At 72.8% G+C, this 23816-nt stretch carries 22 protein-coding genes; 9 read left to right on the top strand and 13 right to left on the bottom strand.

Annotated elements, in window-relative coordinates; translation table 11 throughout:
• Positions 1-52: 52 nt before the first annotated feature.
• Both OG230_RS04160 and OG230_RS04155 read right to left on the bottom strand, forming a co-directional pair.
• On the bottom strand, positions 53-1015 hold the full coding sequence (locus OG230_RS04160; protein ID WP_328908757.1) for an electron transfer flavoprotein subunit alpha/FixB family protein: 963 nt from the start codon (positions 1013-1015) through the stop codon (positions 53-55).
• Positions 1016-1070: 55 nt separating this feature from the next.
• A complete protein-coding gene (locus tag OG230_RS04155) occupies positions 1071-1856 on the bottom strand; it encodes an electron transfer flavoprotein subunit beta/FixA family protein (protein WP_328908718.1) in 786 nt (261 codons plus the stop codon).
• A 180-nt stretch (positions 1857-2036) separates the two neighbouring features.
• Between OG230_RS04155 and OG230_RS04150 the strand changes: the two genes are divergently transcribed.
• Positions 2037-2771 (top strand): TetR family transcriptional regulator, encoded by a 735-nt coding sequence (locus tag OG230_RS04150; protein WP_328911298.1) that lies wholly within the window; start codon positions 2037-2039, stop codon positions 2769-2771.
• Between the two features lie 107 nt (positions 2772-2878).
• Positions 2879-3262: a Zn-ribbon domain-containing OB-fold protein gene (locus OG230_RS04145; RefSeq protein WP_443051491.1), complete on the top strand. Its 384-nt coding sequence runs from the start codon at positions 2879-2881 to the stop codon at positions 3260-3262.
• A gap of 40 nt (positions 3263-3302) precedes the next feature.
• Here OG230_RS04145 and OG230_RS04140 read toward each other — a convergent pair whose 3' ends face one another.
• Together OG230_RS04140 and OG230_RS04135 are read right to left on the bottom strand one after the other, a co-directional pair.
• Entirely contained in the window at positions 3303-3980 is a 678-nt protein-coding gene (locus tag OG230_RS04140; RefSeq protein ID WP_328908755.1) for a formylglycine-generating enzyme family protein, read from the bottom strand.
• Positions 3981-3989: 9 nt separating this feature from the next.
• Positions 3990-4568 (bottom strand): TetR/AcrR family transcriptional regulator, encoded by a 579-nt coding sequence (locus OG230_RS04135; protein WP_328908754.1) that lies wholly within the window; start codon positions 4566-4568, stop codon positions 3990-3992.
• 51 nt (positions 4569-4619) lie between these two features.
• On the opposite strand from OG230_RS04135, the gene OG230_RS04130 reads away from it, so the two are divergent.
• Complete coding sequence (locus OG230_RS04130) at positions 4620-5111, top strand: GNAT family N-acetyltransferase (RefSeq protein WP_328908753.1); 492 nt, start codon at positions 4620-4622, stop codon at positions 5109-5111.
• A 48-nt stretch (positions 5112-5159) separates the two neighbouring features.
• Here the strand turns inward: OG230_RS04130 and OG230_RS04125 are convergent, their stop codons facing one another.
• From OG230_RS04125 to OG230_RS04115, 3 genes are all read right to left on the bottom strand, one after another.
• On the bottom strand, positions 5160-6119 hold the full coding sequence (locus OG230_RS04125) for a DUF3048 domain-containing protein (RefSeq protein ID WP_328908752.1): 960 nt from the start codon (positions 6117-6119) through the stop codon (positions 5160-5162).
• Positions 6120-6353: 234 nt separating this feature from the next.
• On the bottom strand, positions 6354-6542 hold the full coding sequence (locus tag OG230_RS04120) for a DUF6381 family protein (protein WP_328908751.1): 189 nt from the start codon (positions 6540-6542) through the stop codon (positions 6354-6356).
• A gap of 154 nt (positions 6543-6696) precedes the next feature.
• Positions 6697-7542: a VOC family protein gene (locus OG230_RS04115; RefSeq protein WP_328908750.1), complete on the bottom strand. Its 846-nt coding sequence runs from the start codon at positions 7540-7542 to the stop codon at positions 6697-6699.
• 487 nt (positions 7543-8029) lie between these two features.
• On the opposite strand from OG230_RS04115, the gene OG230_RS04110 reads away from it, so the two are divergent.
• From OG230_RS04110 to OG230_RS04095, 4 genes are all read left to right on the top strand, one after another.
• Positions 8030-9271 (top strand): MFS transporter, encoded by a 1242-nt coding sequence (locus tag OG230_RS04110; RefSeq protein ID WP_443051490.1) that lies wholly within the window; start codon positions 8030-8032, stop codon positions 9269-9271.
• A gap of 85 nt (positions 9272-9356) precedes the next feature.
• Positions 9357-10391, top strand: coding sequence for an MDR family NADP-dependent oxidoreductase (locus OG230_RS04105; RefSeq protein ID WP_328908749.1), 1035 nt, complete (start codon positions 9357-9359; stop codon positions 10389-10391).
• A gap of 38 nt (positions 10392-10429) precedes the next feature.
• Positions 10430-10945: a MerR family transcriptional regulator gene (locus OG230_RS04100; RefSeq protein ID WP_328908748.1), complete on the top strand. Its 516-nt coding sequence runs from the start codon at positions 10430-10432 to the stop codon at positions 10943-10945.
• Positions 10942-15630: a HEAT repeat domain-containing protein gene (locus OG230_RS04095; protein ID WP_328908747.1), complete on the top strand. Its 4689-nt coding sequence runs from the start codon at positions 10942-10944 to the stop codon at positions 15628-15630. Before OG230_RS04100 ends, OG230_RS04095 begins: the two co-directional genes overlap by 4 nt.
• 51 nt (positions 15631-15681) lie before the next feature.
• On the opposite strand, the gene OG230_RS04090 is transcribed toward OG230_RS04095, so the two are convergent.
• The 5 genes from OG230_RS04090 to OG230_RS04070 all read right to left on the bottom strand — a co-directional run bounded on the left by OG230_RS04090 (position 15682) and on the right by OG230_RS04070 (position 19829).
• Positions 15682-16209, bottom strand: a complete 528-nt coding sequence (locus OG230_RS04090) for a DNA polymerase ligase N-terminal domain-containing protein (RefSeq protein WP_328911296.1) — start codon at positions 16207-16209, stop codon at positions 15682-15684.
• A gap of 189 nt (positions 16210-16398) precedes the next feature.
• The gene (locus OG230_RS04085) at positions 16399-16914 is read right to left on the bottom strand and encodes a DUF4232 domain-containing protein (RefSeq protein WP_328908746.1); all 516 of its coding nucleotides are present in this window, start codon (positions 16912-16914) and stop codon (positions 16399-16401) included.
• 177 nt (positions 16915-17091) lie between these two features.
• Entirely contained in the window at positions 17092-18375 is a 1284-nt protein-coding gene (locus OG230_RS04080; RefSeq protein ID WP_328908745.1) for a serine/threonine-protein kinase, read from the bottom strand.
• Positions 18376-18603: 228 nt separating this feature from the next.
• The gene (locus OG230_RS04075; RefSeq protein ID WP_328908744.1) at positions 18604-19323 is read right to left on the bottom strand and encodes an HAD family hydrolase; all 720 of its coding nucleotides are present in this window, start codon (positions 19321-19323) and stop codon (positions 18604-18606) included.
• Between the two features lie 23 nt (positions 19324-19346).
• Positions 19347-19829, bottom strand: a complete 483-nt coding sequence (locus OG230_RS04070) for an Lrp/AsnC family transcriptional regulator (protein ID WP_328908743.1) — start codon at positions 19827-19829, stop codon at positions 19347-19349.
• 228 nt (positions 19830-20057) lie between these two features.
• On the opposite strand from OG230_RS04070, the gene OG230_RS04065 reads away from it, so the two are divergent.
• Both OG230_RS04065 and OG230_RS04060 read left to right on the top strand, forming a co-directional pair.
• Positions 20058-21560, top strand: coding sequence for an FUSC family protein (locus OG230_RS04065; protein WP_328911295.1), 1503 nt, complete (start codon positions 20058-20060; stop codon positions 21558-21560).
• Between the two features lie 121 nt (positions 21561-21681).
• Positions 21682-22749, top strand: coding sequence for a lactonase family protein (locus OG230_RS04060; RefSeq protein WP_328908742.1), 1068 nt, complete (start codon positions 21682-21684; stop codon positions 22747-22749).
• Between the two features lie 117 nt (positions 22750-22866).
• Here OG230_RS04060 and OG230_RS04055 read toward each other — a convergent pair whose 3' ends face one another.
• On the bottom strand, positions 22867-23799 hold the full coding sequence (locus tag OG230_RS04055; protein WP_328908741.1) for a sirohydrochlorin chelatase: 933 nt from the start codon (positions 23797-23799) through the stop codon (positions 22867-22869).
• Positions 23800-23816: the final 17 nt, after the last annotated feature.

Here is a 23816-nt window from a genome sequence, read left to right as displayed (position 1 = left end):
CCCGTGGTGACGATCACCACGGGCCCTCGGGGCAGCAAGTACGCAGCGTGCTTCAGCCCTTGCGGGTGTGGATTTCCTGGGTGAGTTGGGGGACGACGGTGAAGAGGTCTCCGACGATGCCGTAGTCGACGAGGTCGAAGATGGGGGCTTCGGCGTCCTTGTTGATCGCGACGATGGTCTTGGAGGTCTGCATGCCTGCGCGGTGCTGGATGGCGCCGGAGATGCCGGAGGCGATGTAGAGCTGGGGGGAGACGGACTTGCCGGTCTGGCCGACCTGGTTGGTGTGGGGGTACCAGCCGGCGTCGACGGCGGCGCGGGAGGCGCCGACGGCTGCGCCGAGGGAGTCGGCGAGGGCTTCGATGATGTGGAAGTTCTCCGCGCCGTTGACGCCGCGTCCGCCGGAGACGACGATCGCGGCTTCGGTGAGCTCGGGGCGGCCGGTGGATTCGCGGGGGGTGCGGGAGGTGACCTTGGTGCCGGTGGCCTGGGCGGAGAAGGTGACGGGCAGGTTCTCCACGGTGCCGGCGGCGGGTGCGGCCTCGACGGGGGCGGAGTTCGGCTTCACGGTGATGACGGGGGTGCCCTTGGAGATACGGGACTTGGTGGTGAAGGACGCGGCGAACGCGGCCTGGGTGGCGACGGGGCCCTGCTCGCCGGCTTCGAGGTCGATCGCGTCGGTGATGAGGCCCGAGCCGGTGCGGACCGCGAGGCGGGCGGCGATCTCCTTGCCCTCGGCGGACGAGGGGACCAGCACGGCGGTCGGGGACACGGCCTGGTAGGCGGCGTGCAGGGCGTCGACCTTGGGAACGACGAGGTACTCGGCGAACTCGGGGGCCTCGGCGGTCAGGACCTTGACCGCGCCGTGCTCGGCCAGGACCGTCGCGGTCTGCGCGGCGTTCGTGCCGAGCGCGAGGGCGACCGGGTCACCGATCCGGCGGGCCAGGGTCAGCAGCTCCAGGGTGGGCTTGCGGACGGCACCATCGACATGATCGACGTAGACGAGGACTTCAGCCATGGGAATGCTCCTGCGTGGATGAGAGAAGAGACGGGGTCGTGCAGGGGGCCGGGTCCTAGATGAACTTCTGGCCCGCGAGGAACTCGGCGAGCTGCTTGCCGCCCTCGCCCTCGTCCTTCACGATCGTGCCCGCGGTGCGGGCCGGGCGCTGGGTCGCGGTGTCCACCACGGTCCAGGAACCCGCGAGACCGACCTCGTCCGCCTCGATGTCCAGGTCCTCCAGGTCCAGGGACTCCACCGGCTTCTTCTTCGCCGCCATGATCCCCTTGAACGAGGGGTAACGCGCCTCGCCGGACTGGTCGGTCACCGAGACCACCGCCGGGAGCGAGGCCTCCAGCAGCTCCGAGGCACTGTCACCGTCACGACGCCCGGTCACGACAGTGCCCTCGACCTTGACCTCGGACAGCAGCGTGACCTGCGGGACACCCAGCCGCTCCGCGAGGATCGCCGGGAGCACACCCATCGTGCCGTCCGTCGAGGCCATACCGGCGATCACCAGGTCGTAACCCGTCTTCTCGATCGCCTTCGCCAGCACCAGCGACGTCGCCATCACATCGGAACCATGAAGATCGTCGTCCTCGACATGCACAGCCTTGTCCGCACCCATCGACAACGCCTTGCGCAACGCGTCCTTCGCGTCCTCCGGACCCACCGTCACCACCGTGACCACGGCATCATCCGCACCATCCGCGATCTGCAGCGCCTGCTCCACCGCATACTCATCCAGCTCCGACAACAGACCGTCCACATCCTCACGGTCCACCGTCAGGTCATCGGCGAAATGCCGGTCACCAGTCGCGTCGGGCACATGCTTCACACAGACAACGATCCTCAAGCTCACGCCGGCTCTCCTAGCTGATGCGGTTCGTACGATCGACATTATGGCACTCAGTACCCTCATGCAAGGTACCTAGTGCCAATCAGTGCATTCCGGTGTTACGTTCCCGGCATGACTGAAGCGCGCAAACGACGCAGGGCGGCAGCCGAACCGGCCTCCGAGGATTCCCCCGTCAAGGTGCCCATGCGGCAGGCGCTCGCCGAGGTCGCCTTCCAGCTGTTCCTGGAGCGCGGCTTCGAGCAGACCACGGTGGACGACATCGTGGCGCGGGCGGGCGTCGGGCGCCGCTCGTTCTTCCGGTACTTCCCGTCGAAGGAGGACGCGGTCTTCCCCGACCACGAGCGCTGTCTGGCCGACATGACCGCACTCCTGGAGGAGCGGCGCGACGATCCCGATCCGGTCGGCGCGGTGTGCGACGCCGCCCGGCTCGTCATGCGGATGTACGCGGCGAACCCCGAATTCTCCGTACAGCGCTACGGGCTGACGCAGGAGGTTCCTGGGCTGCGCACGTACGAGCTGTCCGTGGTGCGCCGGTACGAACGCACGCTGGCCGGCTATCTGCGCGGGCGCTGGGCCGAGGCGTCCGAAGGTGGTCTGCGGGCCGACGTGGTGGCCGCCGCGGTCGTGGCCGCGCACAACAACGCGCTGCGGTCCTGGCTCCGTTCGGGTGGAGTGGGCGACGCGGAGGTCGCCGTGGACCAGGCCCTCGGTCTGGTGCGTGACGTATGGGGGAAGGCGGCCGGACTGCCGGCAGCCGCGGGGGCCGCGGACCGGGGTACGGACCGTGCCGAGGGCCGGGGCGCGGGCGGGGACGTGCAGGTGGACGCGGGTGGCGACGTGATCGTCATGGTGGCCGCGAAGGGCGCCCCGATGTGGCGGGTGGTGCAGCAGATCGAGTGCGCTCTCGGCTCCGGCTGACGAGTAAAGGCACTCAGTACCTTTACTGTTCGGCACTCAGTGCCATATGGTGCGTGGGCGTCGCGTGATGGCGCGACGCTCACCAGCCGAGTGCAGGGGGTCGACACGTGTCCCAGCCAGGAAGCGGTACCGCTACGGCGGTGCGCGAGAGAACCGGTCTCATCTATCAGCGTTGCCGTTGGTGCGGAACAGCCTCCTTCCGGCGGCTCCTGTGTCCCGTCTGCGCATCGAGCGACCTGGAATCAGAGCAGAGCACCGGCTACGGGGTCGTGGTCCGGGCGACGGTGGTGCACCGCTACACCGAATTGGCGCGCAACGAGTCCCTCGTTCGGTTCCCCGAGGGCTTCATGTTCCGCTGCCGCGTCATCGGCACCCCGCCGCAGCTGATCTGGCCCGGTGCACGGGTGCGCCCGGCGTCCGGTGCCGACCTGAGCGCAGGCGAAGTGGTCCTGGAGACGGTCGACAAGGTCGTCCACGACGAGTGGCGCTGAACCGCCCGGGTGCCGTGCCCCGACGGTCACCCGGCGCTCTTCACCGCGCGACGGACCGTGCGAGGCGGAAACCCACGTCGTCGATCCGGAACGTCGGGTGGCTGCGGCGGCGTACCGACGCCCGGCAGCTCCACCGTTCGTCGAACCAGCCACCGCCGCGCAGCACTCGGTAGGTTCCGTAGACCTCGGGGTCGTAGACGTCCCAGCACCACTCCCACACGTTGCCCAGCATGTCGTGCAGGCCCCACGCGTTGGGCTGCTTGCCGCCGACCTCGTGCATCCGCTCCTGCGAGTTGCCGCGATGCCAGGCGATCTCGTCGAGGCGGCCGTACCGCGCGTCCGTCGTCCCCGCACGGCAGGCGTGCTCCCACTCGGCCTCGGTCGGCAGCCGGTATCCGTCGGCGGAGGCGTCCCACTCGACGTCCTGGGCGTCGTCCCCGCGGATGCCGTACGCGGGCGTCAGCCCCTCGGCGCCGGACAGGGCGTTGCAGAACCGGACCGCGTCCAGCCACGAAACGCCCTCGACGGGCAGCCGGTCACCGTGCGCGGTGCTCGGCCGCCCGCCGGTGACCTGTGCGTACCGCGCCTGGGTGACCGGGACCGCGGCGAGCTCGAACGGGGAGATCCCGACCGACCAACGGCGCTGCGTCCGCCGGTCGGACAGCGTCACCGTCCCCGGGGGGACGGTGGTCATCTCGTATCCCGTTTCCGCATCCATGAGGTGACGTCACTTTATCGCGGCCAGCTGGAGGTGGACCGCCGCGCTCGTGCGCGCGGTGTCGCCGGTGGCGAGCAGATCCAGCAGCGCTCCCCGCAGGACGGCCAGCACGAGCGTGCACTGTGCGCGCCCGGCTTCGGTGCCGCGGATCCCGGGGGGCTGGCCGGCGGCGAGCAGCGTGAGCCAGTCGCCGACCGTGTCGCGGGCGAATCCGGACCAGGGGCCTGCCGGGTCGATGAGGGAGCGGGCGTAGCTCTCGACCCAGAGCGTCAGCAGGCCGCGGTGGGCGTCCTCGGACAGCCACCGCCAGAGCTCACGGGCGACCGGCTCCAGACCTTCGGGCCGCTCCCGCGCGTCGGTGAGTTCCTGGACGACGGCCAGCTCGTCGGCCCTGGCCCGCGCGAGCAGGGCGCGGATCAGGCCGTCCTTGCTGCCGAAGAGGTAGAGCAGGACGCGGGGGCTGGAGCCGATCTCCTCGGCGAGCGGGCGCAGGGACAGGTCGCCCAGGCCGCTGCGCAGGGCGTACGCGTACGCCGCTTCCAGGAGTTCCTGCTGTCGTGGTGAGGGGTTTGTCGCGGATCGGGTCACCGGGCTAGTCTACTGAAACAGTCGTTTCAGTGAAGCGGGAGCGAGAAAGTCATGGCAGAGCGCGAAGCAGTCATCCGGCCGTTGGGCCGGCCCGGGGACCTCGGCTGGGTGGTGATGGCGCACGGCGAGCTCTACGCGAGGGAGTTCGGCTGGGACACCGGCTTCGAGGCGCTCGTGGCCCGGATCGTCGCCGACTACACCGACGAGAAGGACCCCGGACCGCAGGAGGCGTGGATCGCCGAGGTCGACGGGGTGCGGGTCGGCTGCGTCTTCTGCGTACGCGGCGACGAGCGAACCGCGAAGCTGCGTCTGCTGCTCGTCGATCCCGCCGCGCGTGGACTGAGCCTGGGGCGTCGTCTGGTCGAGGAGTGCCTGCGCTTCGCGGGGGAGACCGGGTACGAGGGGATCACCCTGTGGACCAACGACGTCCTCGGCTCGGCCCGGCGCATCTATCAGCAGCAGGGTTTCGAGCTGGTCGCCGAGGAGGCCCACCACAGCTTCGGGCACGACCTCGTCGGCCAGACCTGGCAGCGCCCGCTGTAGCGGGGGAGCCCAGGGCCGGAGGCGTACGTCCCTCCGGCGTCCCAGGGATCACTTCGGTACGAACACGATCCAGATCTGGCCGTCGGCGAACGTCATCGGCTTGCCGTCGTTGGTGGTGAACTCGGTCGCCGAAGCGGCTGTGTCCCGCTCCCATGAGACGTCGTACGCCGTGCCGTCGCGCAGGACACGAGCGGAGCCGGAGCCCACGGTCTCGGTGAAGGGCGTGGTGTTCCCGCCCCGGTCCCGGAACCGGGAGGGGTGCACGTCCACGTTCTGCAGGAGCACGTTGGCCGTTCCGAGCCGTTCTCCGGAGGCCGTTCGAGCCGGGCTGCCGTCCATGCCGATCAGCCAACGGCCGCTGTCCGCGGACCAGGTGAAGGTGAAGCGTGCCGACGGGTAGGCCACGGTGCGCTCGTCGACGGGTGTGCCGCCCGCCGGTGCGGCAGCGAAGCGGAGCCCGATGTCCTCGGCCGCGTTCACGTCGGTGGAGTCGTGCGGAATCTTCTCGGGGCGCAGATAGAGATTGTGCGGTGCAGCACGGTCGGGGCTGCGGAAGTAGGCGTTCGGCGCCTTCGACGGAGGCAGCGGGTCGAGCGGGGCCGCCTCGATCGACGGCAGGAGTCGTGACTGGGCGCCGGAGTAGGCGAGCGTGGGCTTGTCGAACTGCCTCAGCAGTTCCAGATCCGTCTCGCGGGCGCTGCGTACGGGGCCGATCACGGACGGCACGTCGGAGGAGTAGGCGGCGAGTATCCGGCTGAGTCCTGCCTCCACCTGCTCCACGTAGACGAGGTCGGCGTTCTCCAGGCCGGTCGGCGGCCGGGCGGGTGCGACGTTGTCGATCTTCACAGCGAGGACGTCGGCGCGCGCAGCGGATGTCGTCGGCGTAACGGATCCGTCCGGAGAGGGAGTTGCCCCGCCTCCGCCCGAGCCGGCGCACGCTGCCGTGATGACGAGGGTGAGCGCGGCGAGTGAGGCTGCGACCGGCCTCTTGATTCCGGAGGTGTGCATGACGGCCGCCCCTTCCGAGCCGGCCCCGTGGAGCGGCGCCGGTTCACCTCTGCTGCGGCGATGACTCTCCTGTCCATCATCACGCAGCAGACGTGCCGGCGGTTCCCCTGCCGGTGGAGCGGTTCCGGTTCCCGTGCTCCGGCGGCTCGCCGTCCGTGCCGTCCGAGGGCCGGGCGGGTAGGTGAACACCGCCCGGCCCCGCCGGTCCGGCCTGGTCCGGAAGGGCCCCAGCCGTCACCGTCCGCCGACCCATTCGTCGGCCTCGTTGCCGTCCTGCTCGCTCTCGGTCAGGAGCCGCTGGGCCTTCTGCTGGAGTCGCACGCGGTGCTCGGGGTCGGTCGTGCGCTCCGCGGCCTGGCTCAACTCGCTTGCCTTCTGGCGCATTTGCTGGGAACGGCCCGCGGGCCGGGAAGCAGCGTTCATGGTCACTCCTGGGTCGGGGGAGGGGGGACAGTGACAGAGAACCAGCGTCGTCCCAGCCGCGCATCCGGTACGGACACGCTCAGTGATCAGGGGTGCTCGGAGGGCCGGTCATGGCCCGTTCAGGCGCTCATGACCGCCGCTTCACGACCTTGTGTCACATCCGGTCGATGCCGTTCGCATGCGGGGGGCTGGTCGCCGCGGCGATACAGAACACGGCCCCGTCGGGGTCGCAGAGGGTGGCACCGTCGTCGCGGGCCGAGACGCGTCGATCGATGACCCGGCCGCCGTGGCGTGCCGCAGCCTCCAGCGCCGCCTCCATGTCCTGCACGGGGAAATGTACGTTCCAGCGCGGTCCGCTCCCCGGGCCGGTGTCCTTCTTCTCGGCGCCCGCGGTGATCAGGGCGGCGACGCGGCCCTCGTCGCGCAGCACCACGTCGTCGTGCTCGTAGCCGACGTCGCAGCAGCCGGGACGGTCCGACGCCCAGTCCAGGATCTCGCCGTAGAAGAGGGCGGCCTCGAAGGGGTTGGGGGTCGTCAGGTCGAGCCACCAGGGGCGGTGCTCGCGCCACGCCTGCCAGTCGGCGACGAGCCGCCCTTCCCAGATGCCGAACCGGGCGCCGTCGCGATCGGCGCCGATCGCCGCACGCCCGATCGGGAAGTCGATCGGTCCGACGGCGAGGGTTCCGCTGCGTTCCCTGATACGGGCACCGGCCACATCGGCGTCGGGGACGGCGAAGTACGGTGTCCAGTCGTTCGCGATGTGCAGGGTGGCCGCCAGCTCTCCCAGACCGGCCGTCGGCACCCCGTCGGAGAGGGCCACGCTGAATTCGTCACCCAGGTCCGTGTCGCGGAACGTCCAGGCCAGCACCGCACCGTAGAAGTCCTGGGCCGAGGCGAGATCACGCGTCGCGAGGCTCGCCCAGCACGGCGCACCGAAACCCGAGGCGCCCGTCGTCGACCTCTGCTGGGGAGACCTCTGCTGTGAATGCGAGACGGTCACGGTGCGTACACCTCCAGACCGGACCGGCATGATGCCGCCCGGCCCTCGCGGGCGCCCGGGGCGACGGTGTGCGGCGCACACGGGCGTCGGCCGGCGCGTGGCGCCCTCCGCCTGGTGCTGTGCCGCCATCGTCGGGGTTCCTGGCATGGACTTGTGCATGGGTGGCCCGGCCGATCGCCCCGCGGCGTGCGCGGACACGCGGCCGGTCCTCGCCACCATGCTGCACGAAGGCACCGGTGCGGGCCACTCGTGCGCCCCTCCTCGCCGCCGCCTTCCGGTGCCGGCGGTGCACCGCCGGCAGAGCCCGGTAGGCAGGACGGGCGGATGCCGCCGTTCACGGCCTGACGGACGCCGTGACGGAGGCGGTGGCGAATGCCCGGCCGCGATCCGTCGATCGGGCGGAACCTCGGACGGAAGGCGGGGCGATTGGCCCAGATTCCTGAGTCGTCATTGGTCCAGAAGGGGGCGCCATTCCGTCCGTAGTGTCATGTCCGTGATGACAACGCACCGGCTTCTGCCGACCGCAGGACCGCCCCGGATCCTGGCCGTCGCCCAGCTCAGCAACTCCGTGGGAGACGGCGCCTACTACGTCACTTCGGCGCTCTACTTCACGTACGTCATCGGTCTGGCCCCGTCCAGGGTCGGCCTCGGGCTGACGATCGCCTGGGCGCTCGGCTCGCTCGTCGGTGTGCCGCTCGGACGGCTCGCCGACCGGCGGGGCCCGCGCGGAACGGCCGTCGTGCTCGCACTCGGTACGGCGGCGGCCGTGGCCTCGTTCCTGCTGATCCGGTCCTTCGTCCTGTTCCTGGCCGCTGCGACGCTGTACGCGATCACGCAGTCCGGACTCGCCGCCGCGCGCCAGGCCCTGCTGGCCGGACTCGTGACGAAGGAGGAGCGGACCGGCGTACTCGCCCATCTGCAGTCGACCCTCAACGCGGGACTGGCTGTCGGTGCCGCGCTCGGCGGTCTCGCACTGCACCACGGCACCCGGTCCGCCTATCTCGCCGTCTTCGCGCTGGACGCCGTCAGCTTCGTGATCTGCGCACTGGTCCTGCTGCGCCTGCCCGCCCCGCCGCCCCTGCCGTCGGCCGGGACCCGGGGACCTGCGGTGCTGCGCGACCGCCCCTATGCCGTGATCACGCTCCTCAACGCGGTCCTGCTGCTGCGCATGCCCCTGCTCAGCCTGGGCATTCCGCTGTGGATCACCGAGCGGACACAGGCGCCGGACTGGCTCGTGTCGGCACTGTTCGTCCTCAACACCCTCGCCGTGACGCTCTTCCAGGTGCGCGCCGCCCGGGGTGTCACCGGACTGCCCTCGGCCGTACGGGCCGTGCGGCGTTCGGGCCTCGTCATGTGCGCCGCGTGCGGGGTGTTCGCCCTGTCGGCCGCGGGCGTGCCGCCCTGGGCGGCGGCAGCGGTCCTCGTCGGTGCCTCGCTGCTGCTCGTGCTCGCGGAGATGCTCCAGTCCGCGGGCTCCTGGCAGATCAGCTTCGATCTGGCACCCGCCGACCGCATCGGCGAGTACCAGGGCTTCTTCGGTACGAGTGTGACGGCCGCCCGCACCCTGGGCCCCCTGCTGCTGACCACCCTGCTGGTGACCTGGGGGGTGCCGGGCTGGCTCCTGCTCGGCGCTCTCCTCCTCGCCGCGTCCTGCGCGATGGGCCCCGCGGTCCGCCGGGCCGGGCGAAGAGTGGCGGAGCAGGCCGTCGCCCTTCCCGTCAGGGGTTGACCTTGACGTGCGGGTGAGGGTTTAGCGTCTGCGTGCTCGCCGGCCGGCCCGGCCGAACGGGAGCCTGTAGACGAGGAGTTCACCCATGACCGCCGTCCTTCCGCTGCCCCGGACCTCCCGGGAGGTCCAGCTCGCCGCCGTGCCCGGAGGGCTCCCGCGCCCCGAGCACTTCCGCCTCGTCCGGAAGCCCGTGCCGCGGCCGGGCGAGGGCGACGTGCTCGTGCGCAACCGGTACTTCCAGGTGTTCCCCGCCCTGCGTACGGTGATCGGCGGCGGAGTGGAAGGGGCACCCTTCCCCGGGCTGCTGCCCGGGGACACGCTGTTCGGGGCGGCCGTCGGCGAGGTCGTGGAGGCCGGCGGGGCGGACGGACCGCAGGTCGGTGAGCTGGTCTCGCACTGGCTCGGCTGGCGTGAGTTCGCCGTGGTGCCGGCCGGCGGATACACCCGGCTCGACGACACGCTGCCGGACCCGGTCGCTCACCTCTCCCAGGGGCCGCTGGCCTACGCGGCGCTCACCCGGGGCGCCGAACTCCGGCCCGGTGAGACGGTGTTCGTCTCGGGAGGCGCCGGTGCGGTCGGATCCATGGCGGGACAGATCGCCCGTCTGCTGGGCGCGGGCCGGGTGATCGGAAGCACCGGTTCGCCCGCGAAGGCGGAACGTATGACGAGTGATCTCGGATACGACGCCGTCGTGCTGAGGGATGACGCCCGATCGACGGCCGCCCGGCTGGCCGAGGCGGCGCCCGACGGCATCGACGTCCTCATTGACATGGTGGGCGGCGAACAGCTGCGCGCGGCCATCGGGGTGGCGCGTCCAGGTGCGCGGTTCGCGCTGGTCGGAGCGCTGTCCGGGCAGCTGTCGGAGCGGGGGAGCGGCACCACGGCCCCCGTCGAGATCGACTCGTTCCAGCTCGTCGTGAAGCGGATCACGCTGCGCGGGATCAGCGGACTCGACCACCCGGAAGCCCACGCGGAGTGGAACCGGCGGTTCGGGCCGCTGCTGCGGTCCGGGGAGATCACCTTCCCCCATGTGCGCATCGCGGGCATGGACCGTGCCGCGCAGGCGTTGCACGAGGTGATGGTCGGACAGCATCTCGGCGCCGTGGTCGTGGAGTTGTAGTCGTGTCGTAGAAGCATCGGGAGCAGTGGGGGTGGCGGATGCGGATCGGGGACGCGGCGGCAGCGGCGGGGACCACGCCGCGGGCGCTCAGGTTCTACGAGGAACGGGGGCTGCTGCCCCCGCCGTCACGCAGCGCCACGGGGCAGCGCCAGTACGGCCCGCGCGACGTCGCCCGGATCCGGGTCATCCGCGTGCTGCTGTCGCAGGGCCTCACCGTCGAGGACGTACACAGCTGCGCGGACCGGCTGGACCTGCTGCTGGAGGACCCCCAGCGGCGCTGCGGAACGTTCGGGGACGTGGGCGGGGCTGACGTGGGCGGGCCAGATGTGGGCGGGCCAGATGTGCGCGGGGCGGACGGGTGTGGTGCGGACAGGGGTGGCGCCGGAGTCGTGGAGCGCCGCCTCGCCGTACTCGACGCGGAGATCGCCCGACTGACCCGGCTGCGCGAGCAACTCGCGGCCAGGGCCGTGCACAAGGAGCCGCGGTCCCCTGACGCCAGGGGGCATCAACTCGATGGAGGGGCCGCGGGCGGCCTGCCTAGTATCCGGGTGTGACGACGCCCGCAGACGAACAGCTCCATCAGGCGATCCGGCAGGCCGACGTCGGATGGCTGGCCCGCCACCTCGACCCCCGGACCTGCCCGACGGCCGTTCTGGGACGCGTCGTCCGGCACCGCGACCGGCGCGTGCGGTATCTGGGACTGACGATGCTCGCCGAACGCGTCGCGCCGGACCGGTGCACGCGCGGGGCGGACCTGGCCCAACTCGCCACGCTGCTCCCCGATCCCGGTCCCGGCCGGGGGGCGGCCGAGTCACCGGAGGAATGGCTCGTCCTGGCGGAGCTCCACGAGCGGCTCGGCCCTCATCTGCGGGGGCGCCGCCGGCCCGAGTGGCGTGCCGCCGCGCTGCCCGCACGGGTCCGGATCGCCTGGCTGCGGGCCGAGTTGCTCAACGGACCGGCAGTGATCCGGGACGAGATCCCGGGGGAGCCGCTCTACCAGGCCGTACGGGAAGCGGACGTCGCGCACGCGCACCGTCCTGCGGACCTCGTGGCCGAACTGGTGGGCAGTGGCGACTCCGTTCTGCAGGCCGAGTCCCTGCGGCTGGCCCGGCAGGGTCTGTACGCCGGACTTCTGGCTCCCGCGCAGGTGCGCGCGCACCTGACGCGGTTGCTCGACGCGGACAGTGCTGCCGTGGTCACCGCGGCGCTGGCCGCACTCACCGAGCCGTGGGCCGCCACGGAGCCACTGCCTGCGGTACGTCTCGCCGCGTTCCTCACCACCGGCCGGGAAACCACGAGCCCCGAGGTGGCCGCCGCCGCGCTCGACGCCGCGGCCCACCACGGGCACGCCTCCGTGCTCCGGCAGGTGACCGAGGATCCGGAACATCCGCCGGGCCTGCGCCGGCGGGGTATGGAGCTCCTGGGCGGTCTTGCGGAACGCGGGGACATCGATGACCTGACGGCGATCGCCGCGGAGGATCCGCTGCTTCTCGGCGGTCCCGTGACGGCCTGTCTGCGCGGCCTCCACCGGCGCGGCCACTTCCCCGGCGTCCGGCACGTCCGCGCTCTCGTCGGCCTGGCGCTGGCCGACCACTCGATCCCGGCCCATGCCTTCGCGACCGTGCTGTTCACCTGCCGTGAGGAGCTGTTCCGCGAACTGGTGGACGCGCCCGCCGACGATCCGGGCTGGCCGCGCCGGCTCGCCCTGCTCGTCGCCCTCGCCGGGCAGGGCACCGGGGAGCTCCCGATCGGGGCGGCCCTCACCCGCGTACTCCCGTCGGCGCCCGAACCCGGGCCGTTCCTCGACGCGATCCGCGCACTGCGTCATACGGACGCCGAGGAAGCCGTGCTGGCGCTGCTGCCCGTCGTCCCCGGGGCAGCCCTCGACACACTGGAGGCCATAGGGGGGCAGCGTACGGTGGCGGCGCTCGCCGAAGGACTGGGGCTGACGACGGCCGCCGGAGCGATCGCACCGCCGTTCCGTTCCGTGCGGAACCGGGCGCTTGAGCTGCTGTGGCACCTGAACGCGGATCCACGACGGCGGCGCGACATCCTCGGCCGCCTCGATCCCGCCGAGGTGCCGGCCCGCATCGCCGCCGATCTCGGCGGCCCCGACGAGCAGGAACTCGCCCTCCTCGGCTCCCGCCCGGACCCCGACGACCCGGTGGTGGCCCTGTGCGGGCTGGCAGCGCGCGGGAGCGCGGGCGCTCTGCCCGCCGTCGCCGATCTGCTGCTGCGCGTCGTGGGCGGACTCGCGGCCTCGTGGGAAGCACTGGCCGACGACCCGCCGACGGACGACGGCCGAGCCGTCGGCGAGCCGTCCGTGCCCCAGGAGATCGTCGACGCGGTGCACGCCCTCGGCGGTCGGCTCCGCGCGCGGCAGCGAATCCGGCCGGTCTGCCTGCTCGGCACGGCGGACGCGCGCGAGGCGGGCCACGCGCTCGTCGCCTCCCTGGCGCTCGATCTGCTGGAGCGGCCGGGGCTGTCCGCCGGGGAACAGGCCATCCTGCTCAAGCTGTTGCTCCAGGCACCCTCCGCGCACACCCGTCCCCGCGTGCACCGGTTCCTGCGCCACCGCGACCGGCACGTACGCAAGCAGGTGATCGCGCTGCTCGCCAGGGACGCCGAGGGGCACGACGCGCAGGCACTGTCGGCGACCCTGATCGCTCTGACCCGGGCGCAGGACGTCCAGACCGTACGCCAGGCGCTCCTCGCCCTCGGACACGCGCGCGCCCGCTGGGCCTGCCTGCCGATCGCCGCCTGCCTCGATCACCCCACCATGAACGTCAGGAAGACCGCGGCCTCGGCCCTGGCACGGGCCGGCGCCCCCGCCGCCGTACCGAAGCTCCTCTCCGTCCTGGGCCGCCACGACAATCCGGGTCTGCGGGCCTCCCTCGTCGAGGCGTTGCGCGCTGTCCTCGGCGGGGCGTTCGCGGCGACCGTCCTCGCGGCAGCCGAAGGAGCCGACGACGAGAGAACCCGCGCCCTCCTGCTGGAGGCACTCGACGGCATGCTGTCGGCACGCTCCGTCCTGGCGCTGGACGAGCAGGAATCCCCGGCCGTACCCGCCCTGCTCACCCTGCTTGCCGCCGGCCGGGTCACCCTCGGCTCCGGGACGGCCGGGGACCTCGCGGAGGCGATGGCCGGGCACGGCGTCACCGCACCCACGGCTCCGGGGCCCGGGCCCCGGGAATCCCCGGACGCCGACGTCAGTTCGCTCCTTGCCGGGGAGTGGAGCGATCCGGTCGCCCTGCGCCTCGCCGTACGCCCCGTTCCGCCGTCCCCCGGTCGGATGCGGGACCTGCGGCCGACGCTGGCGCAGTGGCTGCGGCTGGCCGTTGCCACGCCGGACGCGGCGGGCCGGCACCGCGTTCTGCGCTTCGCGCTGCGGCTGTGCCCCGCACCCTGGGCCGACGCGGAACTGACCGCCTTCGCCCGGTCCGCCCGGCTCCTGACCGACGAGCTCGGACGGACGGCGGGCGACGGCAGGGACACCGGCGGGCTCTCGTACGGGCACCAGCTCCTCGGCGTACTCGTGGCCGTCGCGCCCCGGCTCCCGGCCGCGACCCGACCGGCCCTCGCCGACGCCGTACGTGCACAGCCGCCCGCCCTCGCGGGAAGCACGGCCACGCTCACCCTGCTCCGGGGCTGCGGTGCGGTGCTGCTCCGCGGTGACCTCGACCACGCGCTCGCGGCAGCCCGGCTCGGCGCGGATCCGTGGCGGGCCGAGACCGCCGTGCTGCGCGAGGCGTTCACGGTGGGGCCGCCCGAGGCCGTCGAGCGGGGCGCCGGGACAGGCACACCGGTCCACGAGCGCTCCCTGTCCGACGCCGCGGCCTGGCGTACGGCGCTGGACACGGCCCTGCGTACGCGGCAGACCCTGGAGGAGTTCCGCCGCCGCGACTCCGGGAGCACTCCGGACTCAAGGGTTCGCCTGAGCGCCCTCGTCGACGTCTTTCCCGGTGCCGACGCAGGTGTCCGGGCCGCTCTCCTGGACTGGATGACGGACCTTCAGCCCCTCGACGTGCCCCCGTGGACGATGGCGGAGACGGCCTCCGCCCGGTCCGAAGACCCCAGGTCCGTGCGGTACGACGACCTCGACCAGCCGCGCTCGACCGCCCTGCGCGCCCGTCTGCTGACGATGCTGGAGGCCGACGCCCCGGACCGCCGGAACGCCGCCGCGCGGGAGCTGCTGACCTGGCCCGAGCCCGAGGCGTCCCTGGCCGTGCTCCGGGCCTTCCTCCGGGGCCGCGTGACCGTACGCGTCGACGAGGCGATGGCCCGGACCCTGACCGCCCTCGGCGACACGGAGTTGCGGAGCGAGGGGATCGTGAGGGAACGGGTCGTGCACGTCGCGCTGCGTCTCGGCTCCTGGCCCCTGGTCCCGCTGATTCCGCTGCTCCTGGAGTGGTGGGAACACGGCCCCGCAGCCCTCCGGGCGGACGCGGGGCGTGCGCTGCGCAACGCCCCCGCCGACGTGCTGGCACAGAGCCTCGACGGCCACCTCGCCGACGGGGCATGGGGCTATCTGGACCTCCTGTCCGGCCCTGCGCTGCTGCGTACGTCCGCACTGACGCGGGTCTGCCGACGGCTCCGTACCGAAGGACGGGACGACCTGGCGGACGGACTCCGCCTCGTCGACGGACCGCTGCGGGGCGAGGATGCCGCACGGGAGGACATCGCCGCGCCGCGAACACCGCTGGACCGTCACCGCGACGGCTTGGCCGGTACGGGGAGCCGCCCCACGCGGGAGGACCTGCTGGAACTGGCCCGCACCGGCGATCCGGCACGGGTACGCCGGGCCCTCACCCGCCTGGCCGAGGAGCACAGCGGCCCGGCCCCGGACCACGACCCCGCACTGCGGGAGCTGATCGAGGACCTGCTGACCCACCCCAGGCCGGGGGTCCGCCTCCACGCCCACCGGACCTCGCGCCGGATGCTGGAGAGGCACACCCATCTGCACCACACGGCGATCCTGCTCGACGACCCCCAGCCGGACATCCTGCGCCTGGCGATCCGGACCCTGACCCACGCCGGCTGGGAACCGGCCGTCCCCGCACTGACGGTCCTGCTGGACCATCCCCGGCCCGTCGTACGCAGGGCAGCGGCCGAGGGGCTCCGCCGGATGGGCGCCGCGGCGGTACCCGCACTCCGGCACGCGGCCGGCCGGGCCCGCCCCGACAAACGGGATCTCTATCTCGACGCGCTCGCGGACATCCGTTCCACCGAGGACGGATAGCGGCCCGGCCGCACGGTTGGACACCTCGGCCGCCCGTTGCCGTCCCGCGCCTCAGCCGCTGTGCTCGCGCTCCGCGGCCTCGACCTGGTGCAGTGTGCGCCCGGTGCGGGCCGACCTTGCGTGGTACGGGTTGGGGGTGCCGGGCCTGTCGTGCACGGCCCGGTTGTCGTTCGCCTTGATCAGCAGCCAGGCGACCTGGCCCCCGCCCGGCGCCTCGTCGCCCACCCGGAAGCGGGTGAGGGCGAATTCGCCGCGGAGTTTGGCACCGTCCAGCCAGAACGTCGCGTGACCGAGCTCCAGGGCCTCTTCGAACGAGACGGGCGTGCCCTGCTCGTCGTGGCTGAGCGGCCGGTAGGTGCCCTGGTCCCAGACGATGACCGTGCCGCCCCCTTGCTCGTCCTGCGGAATGACGCCCTCGAACTCGCGGTACTCCAGCGGATGGTCCTGCGTCGGAACGGCCAGCCGCTTGTCGCGCGGATTGTCCGAGGGGCCCCGGGGCACCGCCCAGGACTTCAGTACGCCGTCGACCTCCAGCCGGAAGTCGAAGTGCATGCGGCGGGCGTCGTGGATCTGCACCACGAACCGGGGCGCGTCACCCGTCGCGGCGTCGTTCCCGTGCTGCTCCGGACCTGTACCGGTCCGCCGTGCGTCGTCGGTGTTCACGCCAGGTCCTCCCGCCCACAGCTCCTTCTTCCACTGTGCGGCCCGGGGCGGTGGACCGCACGGCGGTGGGCCGGTGGGCGGCGGGGCCACCGGCCGGACTCCGTATCAGCGGGTGTGCTCGGCGAGCACCGCGTCGGCCCGGTCCTGCGTGGAGTGCCACCACGTGGTGACGGGTTCCCGGACCCGGATCCCGTCCGGCATCCCGAGGGCGGCGGCGTCGAACGTCCGCCCGTAGTGCGCGGGATGCCCGGCGACGGTCATGCCGTCCACGAGGCGCAGCTCCGTCGATGCGGGGTCCAGCGTGCGTACGGCCGCGTACGCGGAGCGCCCCCCGCCCAGCCGGTACGCCGCGCTCGTGGTGTCCGGCACCGGCAGCGCCGCACCGTCCAGGTCCCCGAAGGTCACGGTGGGAATCCGGTCGACGACACACGGCCGTGCGCCCTTGTTGGTGACGCTGATCCGCACCACGTCCGTGACGTCGGGCGAGGCGGTGGCGGTCACCCTGAGCGCACTCTCCGCGCAGACGGCGGGGCCTGGGGCGGCGGCGGCGGGAGCGCCGGACGTGGCCAGCAGGGCGAGGACGGCCGCGGATGAGGCGGCGAGGGCAGGACGGACACGCATCGAATTCCCCGTTCGTCGGCATCGGCATCGGCGCACGCGGCGGGAGGAGCCGGACGGGCCGGCCGGACACGGCGTACGCCCGACCAGCATTCACCGCGGACCGACGGTATGCCCTGTATGACGCGCATGCCCGGGTCATCGGTTGTGGCGAACCAACCCACCGGACCGTGCCGGGCCTCAGTCGTCGTTCTGGTCCTCTTCCCTGCGGTCCTTGTCCTTCGGGCGGTCCTTGTGGTCCTTGCCCTGCTCGTCCTCGGTGGCGACGCCGTCCTGCTGCCCGGCGTCCTCGGCCGGAGCGTCCGATGCCGTCCCGCCCTCGGCCGGCGTCACGGGCCCGGTCGTCGCCGTGGGGTCGGTGGCCGGTGTGTCGGCGGAGCTGGGGTCCGGCGCGAACAGGACCATGCCCAGGTACACGGCAGCGATGAAGGCGGCCGTCCCCGCGATGGCGCTGGCCACGCGTGGACGGCGCCGGATCGCCTCACGGGTGCTCCGCCTGCGGGCGGGTGCGGGAGCCCGTCTTCGGCCGGTGGCCTGCGGCAGCCGGTACGTCGTGGGGCCCGCGGAACCGCCCGCGGTGTCCGGCCCGGCCCCGGACCGCTGCGTACCCGCGGACATCGGCGAGGTGAGCGGCGCGCGCGCCGGGGAGGGTGCCGACGTGTGCACCGGAGCGGGGGCGACGTGCGGAGGCAGGGGCTCCGGGCGCCCGCGCCAGGCATCGGTGCGGAACCAGTCGGACACCTGCTGGGCGCCGGGCCGGTCCTCGGGCTGCTTGGCGAGCAGGCTCAGCAGATAGGCGTCGAACGCCGGGGAGATGTCCACGCCCCGCTGACGCAGCGGCACGGGCGGGGTGTCCACATGCTGATAGAGCGTCGCCGTCGCCGTGTCGGAGCGGAACGGCGGGTGGCCGAACAGGAGTTGGTAGATCACACAGCCCAGGGAGTACATGTCCGACGCCGAGTCGGCCGTGCGGCCGAGCGCGCGCTCCGGGGCCAGATAGAGACTCGTGCCCACGATCTGTCCGGCGGTGGTCAGTGCCGTGGCGGGATCGTCGACGAACTGGGCGATCCCGAAGTCGCCTATCTTGACCGACCCTTCGGCGTCCAGCATGAGGTTTCCGGGCTTGATGTCGCGGTGGACGACGCCCTGCCGGTGGGCGGCGGCCAGGCCGGCGGCGGCCTCGCCCGCGATCCGCGCCACGTACTCCGGATGGACCGTCTCCTGGGCCGCGAGCAGATCACTGAGACTCCTGCCCTCGACCAGCTCCATGACGAGATAGAAGCGGTCCTCCCAGGCCCCGAAGTCGAACACGGCCACCAGGTGAGGGTGACTCAGCCGCGCGGCGGTCTGTGCCTCCAGGCGGAACCGGGCGGCCGACGACGCGTCGTCCCGGTCGCCCAGCAACAGCTTCACGGCGACGGCGCGGCCGAGCACTTCGTCCGTCGCGCGCCACACCTCGCCCATGCCGCCGCGGCCGATAGGGGATATCAACCGGTACCGACCAGCTACCAGCACCTGTGCACCAATCTCGAACTGTGGCCCGCTTCGACAGCCGCGGAAGCGACCTCTTCGGGCTCATCGGGATCAGGACGAGGAAGGCGTGCGCGGCCCGGTCAGGATATCGGCCTGCGGGACCGCAGTTGGCACCGGTGACCTGCCACCACGGACGGGATGCCCTGGTGGGGGCGGCAATCAGCCAATCGGTACGGCGGCCCCGGGGCCGCCCGTCGGGAGCAGCCACTCGTACGCGGCCCGGGCCGTGAACTCGCGCTGCCCGCCCGCGAAGAGCAGTTCCGCCGCCAGGAACGCCGGGTCGCCCGCCGTCGCGGTCACGTAGGGGACGGCCAGGCAGCGCATGCCCGCCGCGTGCGCCGCCGCCGCGCCCGGAGCCGCGTCCTCCAGCACGACGCAGTCGGCCGGTTCCGCTCCCATCCGGCGCGCGGCCTCCAGGAACACGTCGGGCTCCGGCTTGCCGTGCGGGACCTCCTCGGCGGAGACGTACAGGGGGATGTACGCGTCGAGACCGGTGACGGCGAGCACCGCCCCGATCGCCTCGCGGGACGAACCCGAGGCCACGGCCATCGGGACAGCCGCACCGTGCAGGCGTTCCACGAGCGCGCGCATCTCGGGGAAGACCTCGGTGGAGGAGCCGGCCAGTTCGAGATAGAGGGCGTTCTTGCCGGCCAGCAGTTCGTCGACCGGCGCCTGGATCCCGTACTCGGCGCGCAGCGCGGTCAGGGTCTCCCGGGTGCCGATCCCGATGAAGCGGGTGTGGTGCTCCCAGCTGAAATCCGCCACCCCGTACCGGGCGAGGAGGCGGCGGCCCGCCTCGTAGTAGTTCGGCTCGCTGTCCACGAGGGTGCCGTCGAGATCGAAGATGACGCGGGGGACCTGGGTGCGCGGTGAGCTCATGGCTCCCAGCATGCCGGGCAGGGTCAGTCCGTGCCGCCGGCGGTCCGGCCCACCGCTTCGACCAGAGGCAGCACGCGGTGCGCCACCCGCTCGCGCAGCGCCACCTCCGTCCGGGTCCTGACCACGCCCGGAAGCTGGATCAGCTGCTGGATCACATCCTCCAGATGTCCGTTGTCGCGGGCGACGACCCGGGTCAGCAGATCGCCGCCGCCGGTCGTCGAGAACGCCTCGATGATCTCCGGCACGGCGGAGAGGGCCTCACCCACCTCGTCCAGGTGTCCCTGGGTGACCTCCAGGTGGACGAAGGCGAGCACGGGATGGCCGAGGGCGGCGGGGGAGAGCGCGGGCCCCGTGCCGGTGATCACACCGTCGCGCTCCAGGCGGTCGAGCCGGGCCTGGAGCGTGCCGCGGGCGATCCCGAGGATGCGCGCGTACTCCCGCGCGCTGGTGCGCGGCTGCTCGATCAGCAGACGCAGGATGCGGGTGTCGAGCGAATCCACAGCCATGGTCCGTTGGCCTCTTCCTGGCTCGGTAAAACGAATCCTCACTGTACCAATGGCACAGCACACGCTCGTCGAGTTGAGCCACTGTCCCGCAGGATGCTTTCCTGGACTCATCCATGGCGCTGCGCAGCGCCGGACGGCGACGAAGCCGCTTCCGGTTACGCGGCGCCTTTGCCGTTCACAAGAGGGTGTTCTCCAGCCGAAGGGGGCGGTCCGACCGTCGTGAAGAGGATGTTCGTGGCCCCTGATCCGGGGCGTGTACGACTGCGGGTCTCGCTGCGTGCGGTGCTCGGCATCGGGCTGGCGGTGGCCGCCGCCGAACTGGCCGGCCTGTCCCTGACCGCGTCCATCACCGGAGGGCTCGCCGCGCTCCTGGCGCTGTTCACCGTCGGTGACCCGACCGTCCGCAGGCAGGCCGTGACGACCGTGCTGCTGCCGGTCGTCGGATTCCCCGTCCTCGCCCTGGCCAGCACCTTGCACGGGCAGCCGCTGCTGCGGTCCGTCAGCTGGCTCGCCGTCGTCTTCGCCGGGGTGTACGCGCGCCGCTGGGGCCCCCGAGGGCACGCGCTCGGGATCTTCGGCTTCATGATGTTCTTCAGCACCCAGTTCCTGCACGCGGTCCCCGGACAGCTGCCCGAGCTGTACGGAGCGGTGGCGCTGGCCGTGGCGGCCTCCTGCGCCGTGCGCTTCGGGGCCTGGTGCATCGAGCGGCGTACCCCGCCGCCCGCCCAGCCCGCCCCGCTCTCCGGACGGGGGCTCGCGAGGCCCACCACCCGCCAGGCGCTCCAGGCCACGGCGGCCTGTGCGATCGCGCTCGCGGTCGGCCTGCTGCTCTCCCCGGACCGCTGGTACTGGGCCGTCGGCACCGCCTGGTGGATCTTCGTCAACACGGCCTCGCGCGGCGAGACGCTTGTCCGCGGCCTGCGCCGGGTCGTGGGAACGGTCGCCGGGATCGCCGTGGGCCTGCTCGTCGCCGTACCGCTGCACGGCGCACCCGCACCGACGGCGGCCCTCGTCGCCGTGTGCGTCTTCGGCATCTTCTACACCGCCGGGCCCTCGTACAGCTGGATGACGTTCTTCGTCACCGTGATGGCAGGGCTGCTGTACGGGCTCCTCGGCGTCCTGCACCCGGGACTGCTGTGGCTGCGCTTCGAGGAGACGGCCGCCGGCGCTCTCGGCGCGGTCATCGGAGTCGCCCTGATCCTGCCCGTCACCACCCATGCGACGACCGAGGCGTGGATCCAGCGCGCGCTGCACTGTGTGCACCGCTGCACCGGCGCCGCCGCGATGCGCCTGGCCGGTGACGAGCAGGCGGACCCGGCACCGCTCGCCGCCGAACTGGAACTGCTGCTCGGTCGGGCCAGGCTGTCGCTGGCCCCGCTCGTGCACCCCGCCAGTCCGCTGCGGGCACGCAAGGCGCGCGCCCGGCAGGTGCTGGAGCTGCTCGACGCCTGCGCCCGAGAGGTGCGCGGTCTCGCCACGGTGGCGGCCGATCCGGACGCCTCCCACGACGCGCGGCTCACCGCGGCCTGCCACCGGGTCGAGGCCGCCGTGCTGGCGCTCGCGCCGCCCGGACAGGCCCTGACCGACCGTCTGTCCGTCCCTCAGCAGGCCCCGCACCACCACCCCGGCGCCGAGGCCGCACTCGCCCACCTGCACGCCCTGGAGCGGGCGCTGGGCGATCTTGCCGCGCCCCTGCGGACCTCCCCGCGCGCGCCGCTCGTCACCGCCTGACCGCGCCGCCTCGGGGGCCGCCGGAAAGGTTCGCCGGTGATCCCAATTGGTCTGGACCAGAAAGTGCTTCCTGCTACCGTCGGCCCAAAGATCGCGGCAGACGGTGAAGAGGGGTATCGCGATGAGCGGGAACAGCGCAGGGCGGGCATTCATTGGGTCGTTCACCTCGGCGGGCGGACAGGGGATCACCGCCGCCGCCGTGGACCGGGAGACCGGTGCGCTGACCGTGCTGGGTTCCACCGATGTCCTCCCCGACCCGTCGTACCTGGTGAGCGGCCTCGGCCCCGGGCCGGGCGGAACGGCGCTCTACGCGGTCAGCGAGACCTCGAAGGGAGCGGCTGCCGCCTTCGACGTCTCAGGTGACGTACCGCGCCTGCTGGGCACCCCGCAGTCCGTGCGCGCGGACGGTCCCACGCATCTGACGCTCGCCGCCGGCCGTGTGGTCACGGCGAACTACGGCTCCGGCGGTGTCACCGTGCTCCCGGTGCGGGGCGACGGCTCGCTCGGCCCTGCCGAATCGGTTCTTCTGCACGAGGGCGGCGGGCCGGACGCCTCCCGCCAGACCGCCCCGCACGCCCACGGGGTGCTGGCCGACCCGTCGGGCCAGTGGCTGCTGAGCGTCGACCTCGGCACCGACTCGGTGCGCGTCTGCGTGGTCGACCCGGACACGGGGCAGCTGAGGCTGCACGGGGAGACGGCGCTGAGCCCCGGTTCGGGCCCCCGCCATCTGGCCTTCCATCCCGCGGGCCGCTTCGCCTATGTCGTCGGTGAACTCGACCCGACCCTCACCGTCTGCGCCTGGGACGCGGCCACCGGCGTCCTCGAACCGGTCGCCGTCACGGCCGTTCTGCCCGACGACGTGATCACCGGTCCCGAGCAGCGCACGTACCCGTCCGAGGCGGTCGTCTCGCACGACGGGCGGTTCCTGTGGGTCGCGAACCGGGGGCACGACAGCATCTCGGTCCTCACCCTGGACGTGACCGGCGAGAAGGCCGCCCTGGCCGCGTCCGTGGGCTGTGGTGGGCACTGGCCCCGTGGCCTGGCCCTCGACCCCACGGGGCAGTGGCTGTACGCCGCCAACGAGCGTTCCGGAAACGTCAGCTGGTTCGCCGTGGACGCCGCGACGGGCATCCCCCAGCACGCCGGCTCGCTGGACGTCCCCGCGCCGTCCTGCGTGGCCTTCGCCTGACGTCCGGGGGCCTCGCGCGCCCCGGCGGGCGCGCGCAAGGAAAACGGCCGGTGCGGTACGGACCCGGAATCCCGGGTCCGTACCGCACCGGCCGACGTGCGTCGGGTCAGTGGCGGATCAGTGCGCCTGGGCGCCCTGCGCCCCCTGCGGCGTCGCAGGGGTGATGCCGAGGGCGGTCGCGTAGAGCGACAGCACCAGCTTGCCGATGGCCGGGTAGGCGCCCAGCGGCTCGGCCGTCGCGCAGCCGGCCTCCTTCGCCGCGGCGTCCAGCAGGCTCGCGTCGATCTCCGGGCCCACCAGGTACGGCGCCAGCGCCAGCTGGGCCGAGCCGGAGTTCTGCAGCTGCTCGGCGATCGAGGCGACTGAACCCTCCACGTCGAGCGCGGCGGCCATCACCGGCACGGCGAGGCGCGCGGCCAGCAGCATGCCGGTGATCCCGGCGGCCTGCACGGCCTCGTCGCCGCCCACGGTGGCCAGCACGATGCCGTCCGCCGCGGTCGCCACGGTGAACAGCCTGGCGCGGTCGGCGCGCGCCAGCCCGGCCTCCGAGAGGCGCACGTGCAGTGCCTCGGCGAGCAGCGGGTGCGGGCCGAGCACGTCGGTCAGCTCCACCTGCGTGCCGCTGTCCATCACTGCCTGCCGTATCCGCCGGATGAGGGCGTTGTCGGGTCCCGCGAGAAGCGGCACCACGACGGCGGACGGACCTTCGGGGGCGGTGACCTCACGGCCCGCCGCGATGCCCTGCTCGTACCGCGCGACGCGCTCTGCGGCGGCGTGGGCGAGCACGGAGGCGAGAGTGGGGTACTCGGCGTCGTCGCCGTCGAGATATCCGATCCGGGCATTCAGGCCGGGGAGCTCGGAACGGGCGATGCTGATGACCTCTTCGGCCAGGCTGCGCGTGGCCGAAGAAGGGGTACCGGGAACGGCAAGAACGAGCGCGGCAGCGCCCTCGGGTGCGACCACGGGCTCCGGGCGGCGGTGCCGTCCGGACTGGCGAGGTCGCGGCATTCGTACAGGCAGGCCGGAAGCGGGCCCAGTGGGGGTGCTCATGGCGCCGCATGCTACTG

It is taken from the genome of Streptomyces sp. NBC_00234, from assembly GCF_036195325.1.
Classification (GTDB): domain Bacteria; phylum Actinomycetota; class Actinomycetes; order Streptomycetales; family Streptomycetaceae; genus Streptomyces.
This window is presented reverse-complemented; position numbering and strand designations above follow the sequence as displayed.

Coding starts and splice junctions, on each gene's coding strand:
- OG230_RS04160 (WP_328908757.1), bottom strand. CDS start 1,015: ATGGCTGAAGTCCTCGTCTACGTCGATCATGTCGATGGTGCCGTCCGC.
- OG230_RS04150 (WP_328911298.1), top strand. CDS start 2,037: ATGCGGCAGGCGCTCGCCGAGGTCGCCTTCCAGCTGTTCCTGGAGCGC.
- OG230_RS04140 (WP_328908755.1), bottom strand. CDS start 3,980: ATGGATGCGGAAACGGGATACGAGATGACCACCGTCCCCCCGGGGACG.
- OG230_RS04130 (WP_328908753.1), top strand. CDS start 4,620: ATGGCAGAGCGCGAAGCAGTCATCCGGCCGTTGGGCCGGCCCGGGGAC.
- OG230_RS04125 (WP_328908752.1), bottom strand. CDS start 6,119: ATGCACACCTCCGGAATCAAGAGGCCGGTCGCAGCCTCACTCGCCGCG.
- OG230_RS04120 (WP_328908751.1), bottom strand. CDS start 6,542: ATGAACGCTGCTTCCCGGCCCGCGGGCCGTTCCCAGCAAATGCGCCAG.
- OG230_RS04110 (WP_443051490.1), top strand. CDS start 8,030: ATGTCCGTGATGACAACGCACCGGCTTCTGCCGACCGCAGGACCGCCC.
- OG230_RS04105 (WP_328908749.1), top strand. CDS start 9,357: ATGACCGCCGTCCTTCCGCTGCCCCGGACCTCCCGGGAGGTCCAGCTC.
- OG230_RS04100 (WP_328908748.1), top strand. CDS start 10,430: ATGCGGATCGGGGACGCGGCGGCAGCGGCGGGGACCACGCCGCGGGCG.
- OG230_RS04085 (WP_328908746.1), bottom strand. CDS start 16,914: ATGCGTGTCCGTCCTGCCCTCGCCGCCTCATCCGCGGCCGTCCTCGCC.
- OG230_RS04080 (WP_328908745.1), bottom strand. CDS start 18,375: ATGGGCGAGGTGTGGCGCGCGACGGACGAAGTGCTCGGCCGCGCCGTC.
- OG230_RS04075 (WP_328908744.1), bottom strand. CDS start 19,323: ATGAGCTCACCGCGCACCCAGGTCCCCCGCGTCATCTTCGATCTCGAC.
- OG230_RS04070 (WP_328908743.1), bottom strand. CDS start 19,829: ATGGCTGTGGATTCGCTCGACACCCGCATCCTGCGTCTGCTGATCGAG.
- OG230_RS04065 (WP_328911295.1), top strand. CDS start 20,058: ATGTTCGTGGCCCCTGATCCGGGGCGTGTACGACTGCGGGTCTCGCTG.
- OG230_RS04060 (WP_328908742.1), top strand. CDS start 21,682: ATGAGCGGGAACAGCGCAGGGCGGGCATTCATTGGGTCGTTCACCTCG.
- OG230_RS04055 (WP_328908741.1), bottom strand. CDS start 23,799: ATGAGCACCCCCACTGGGCCCGCTTCCGGCCTGCCTGTACGAATGCCG.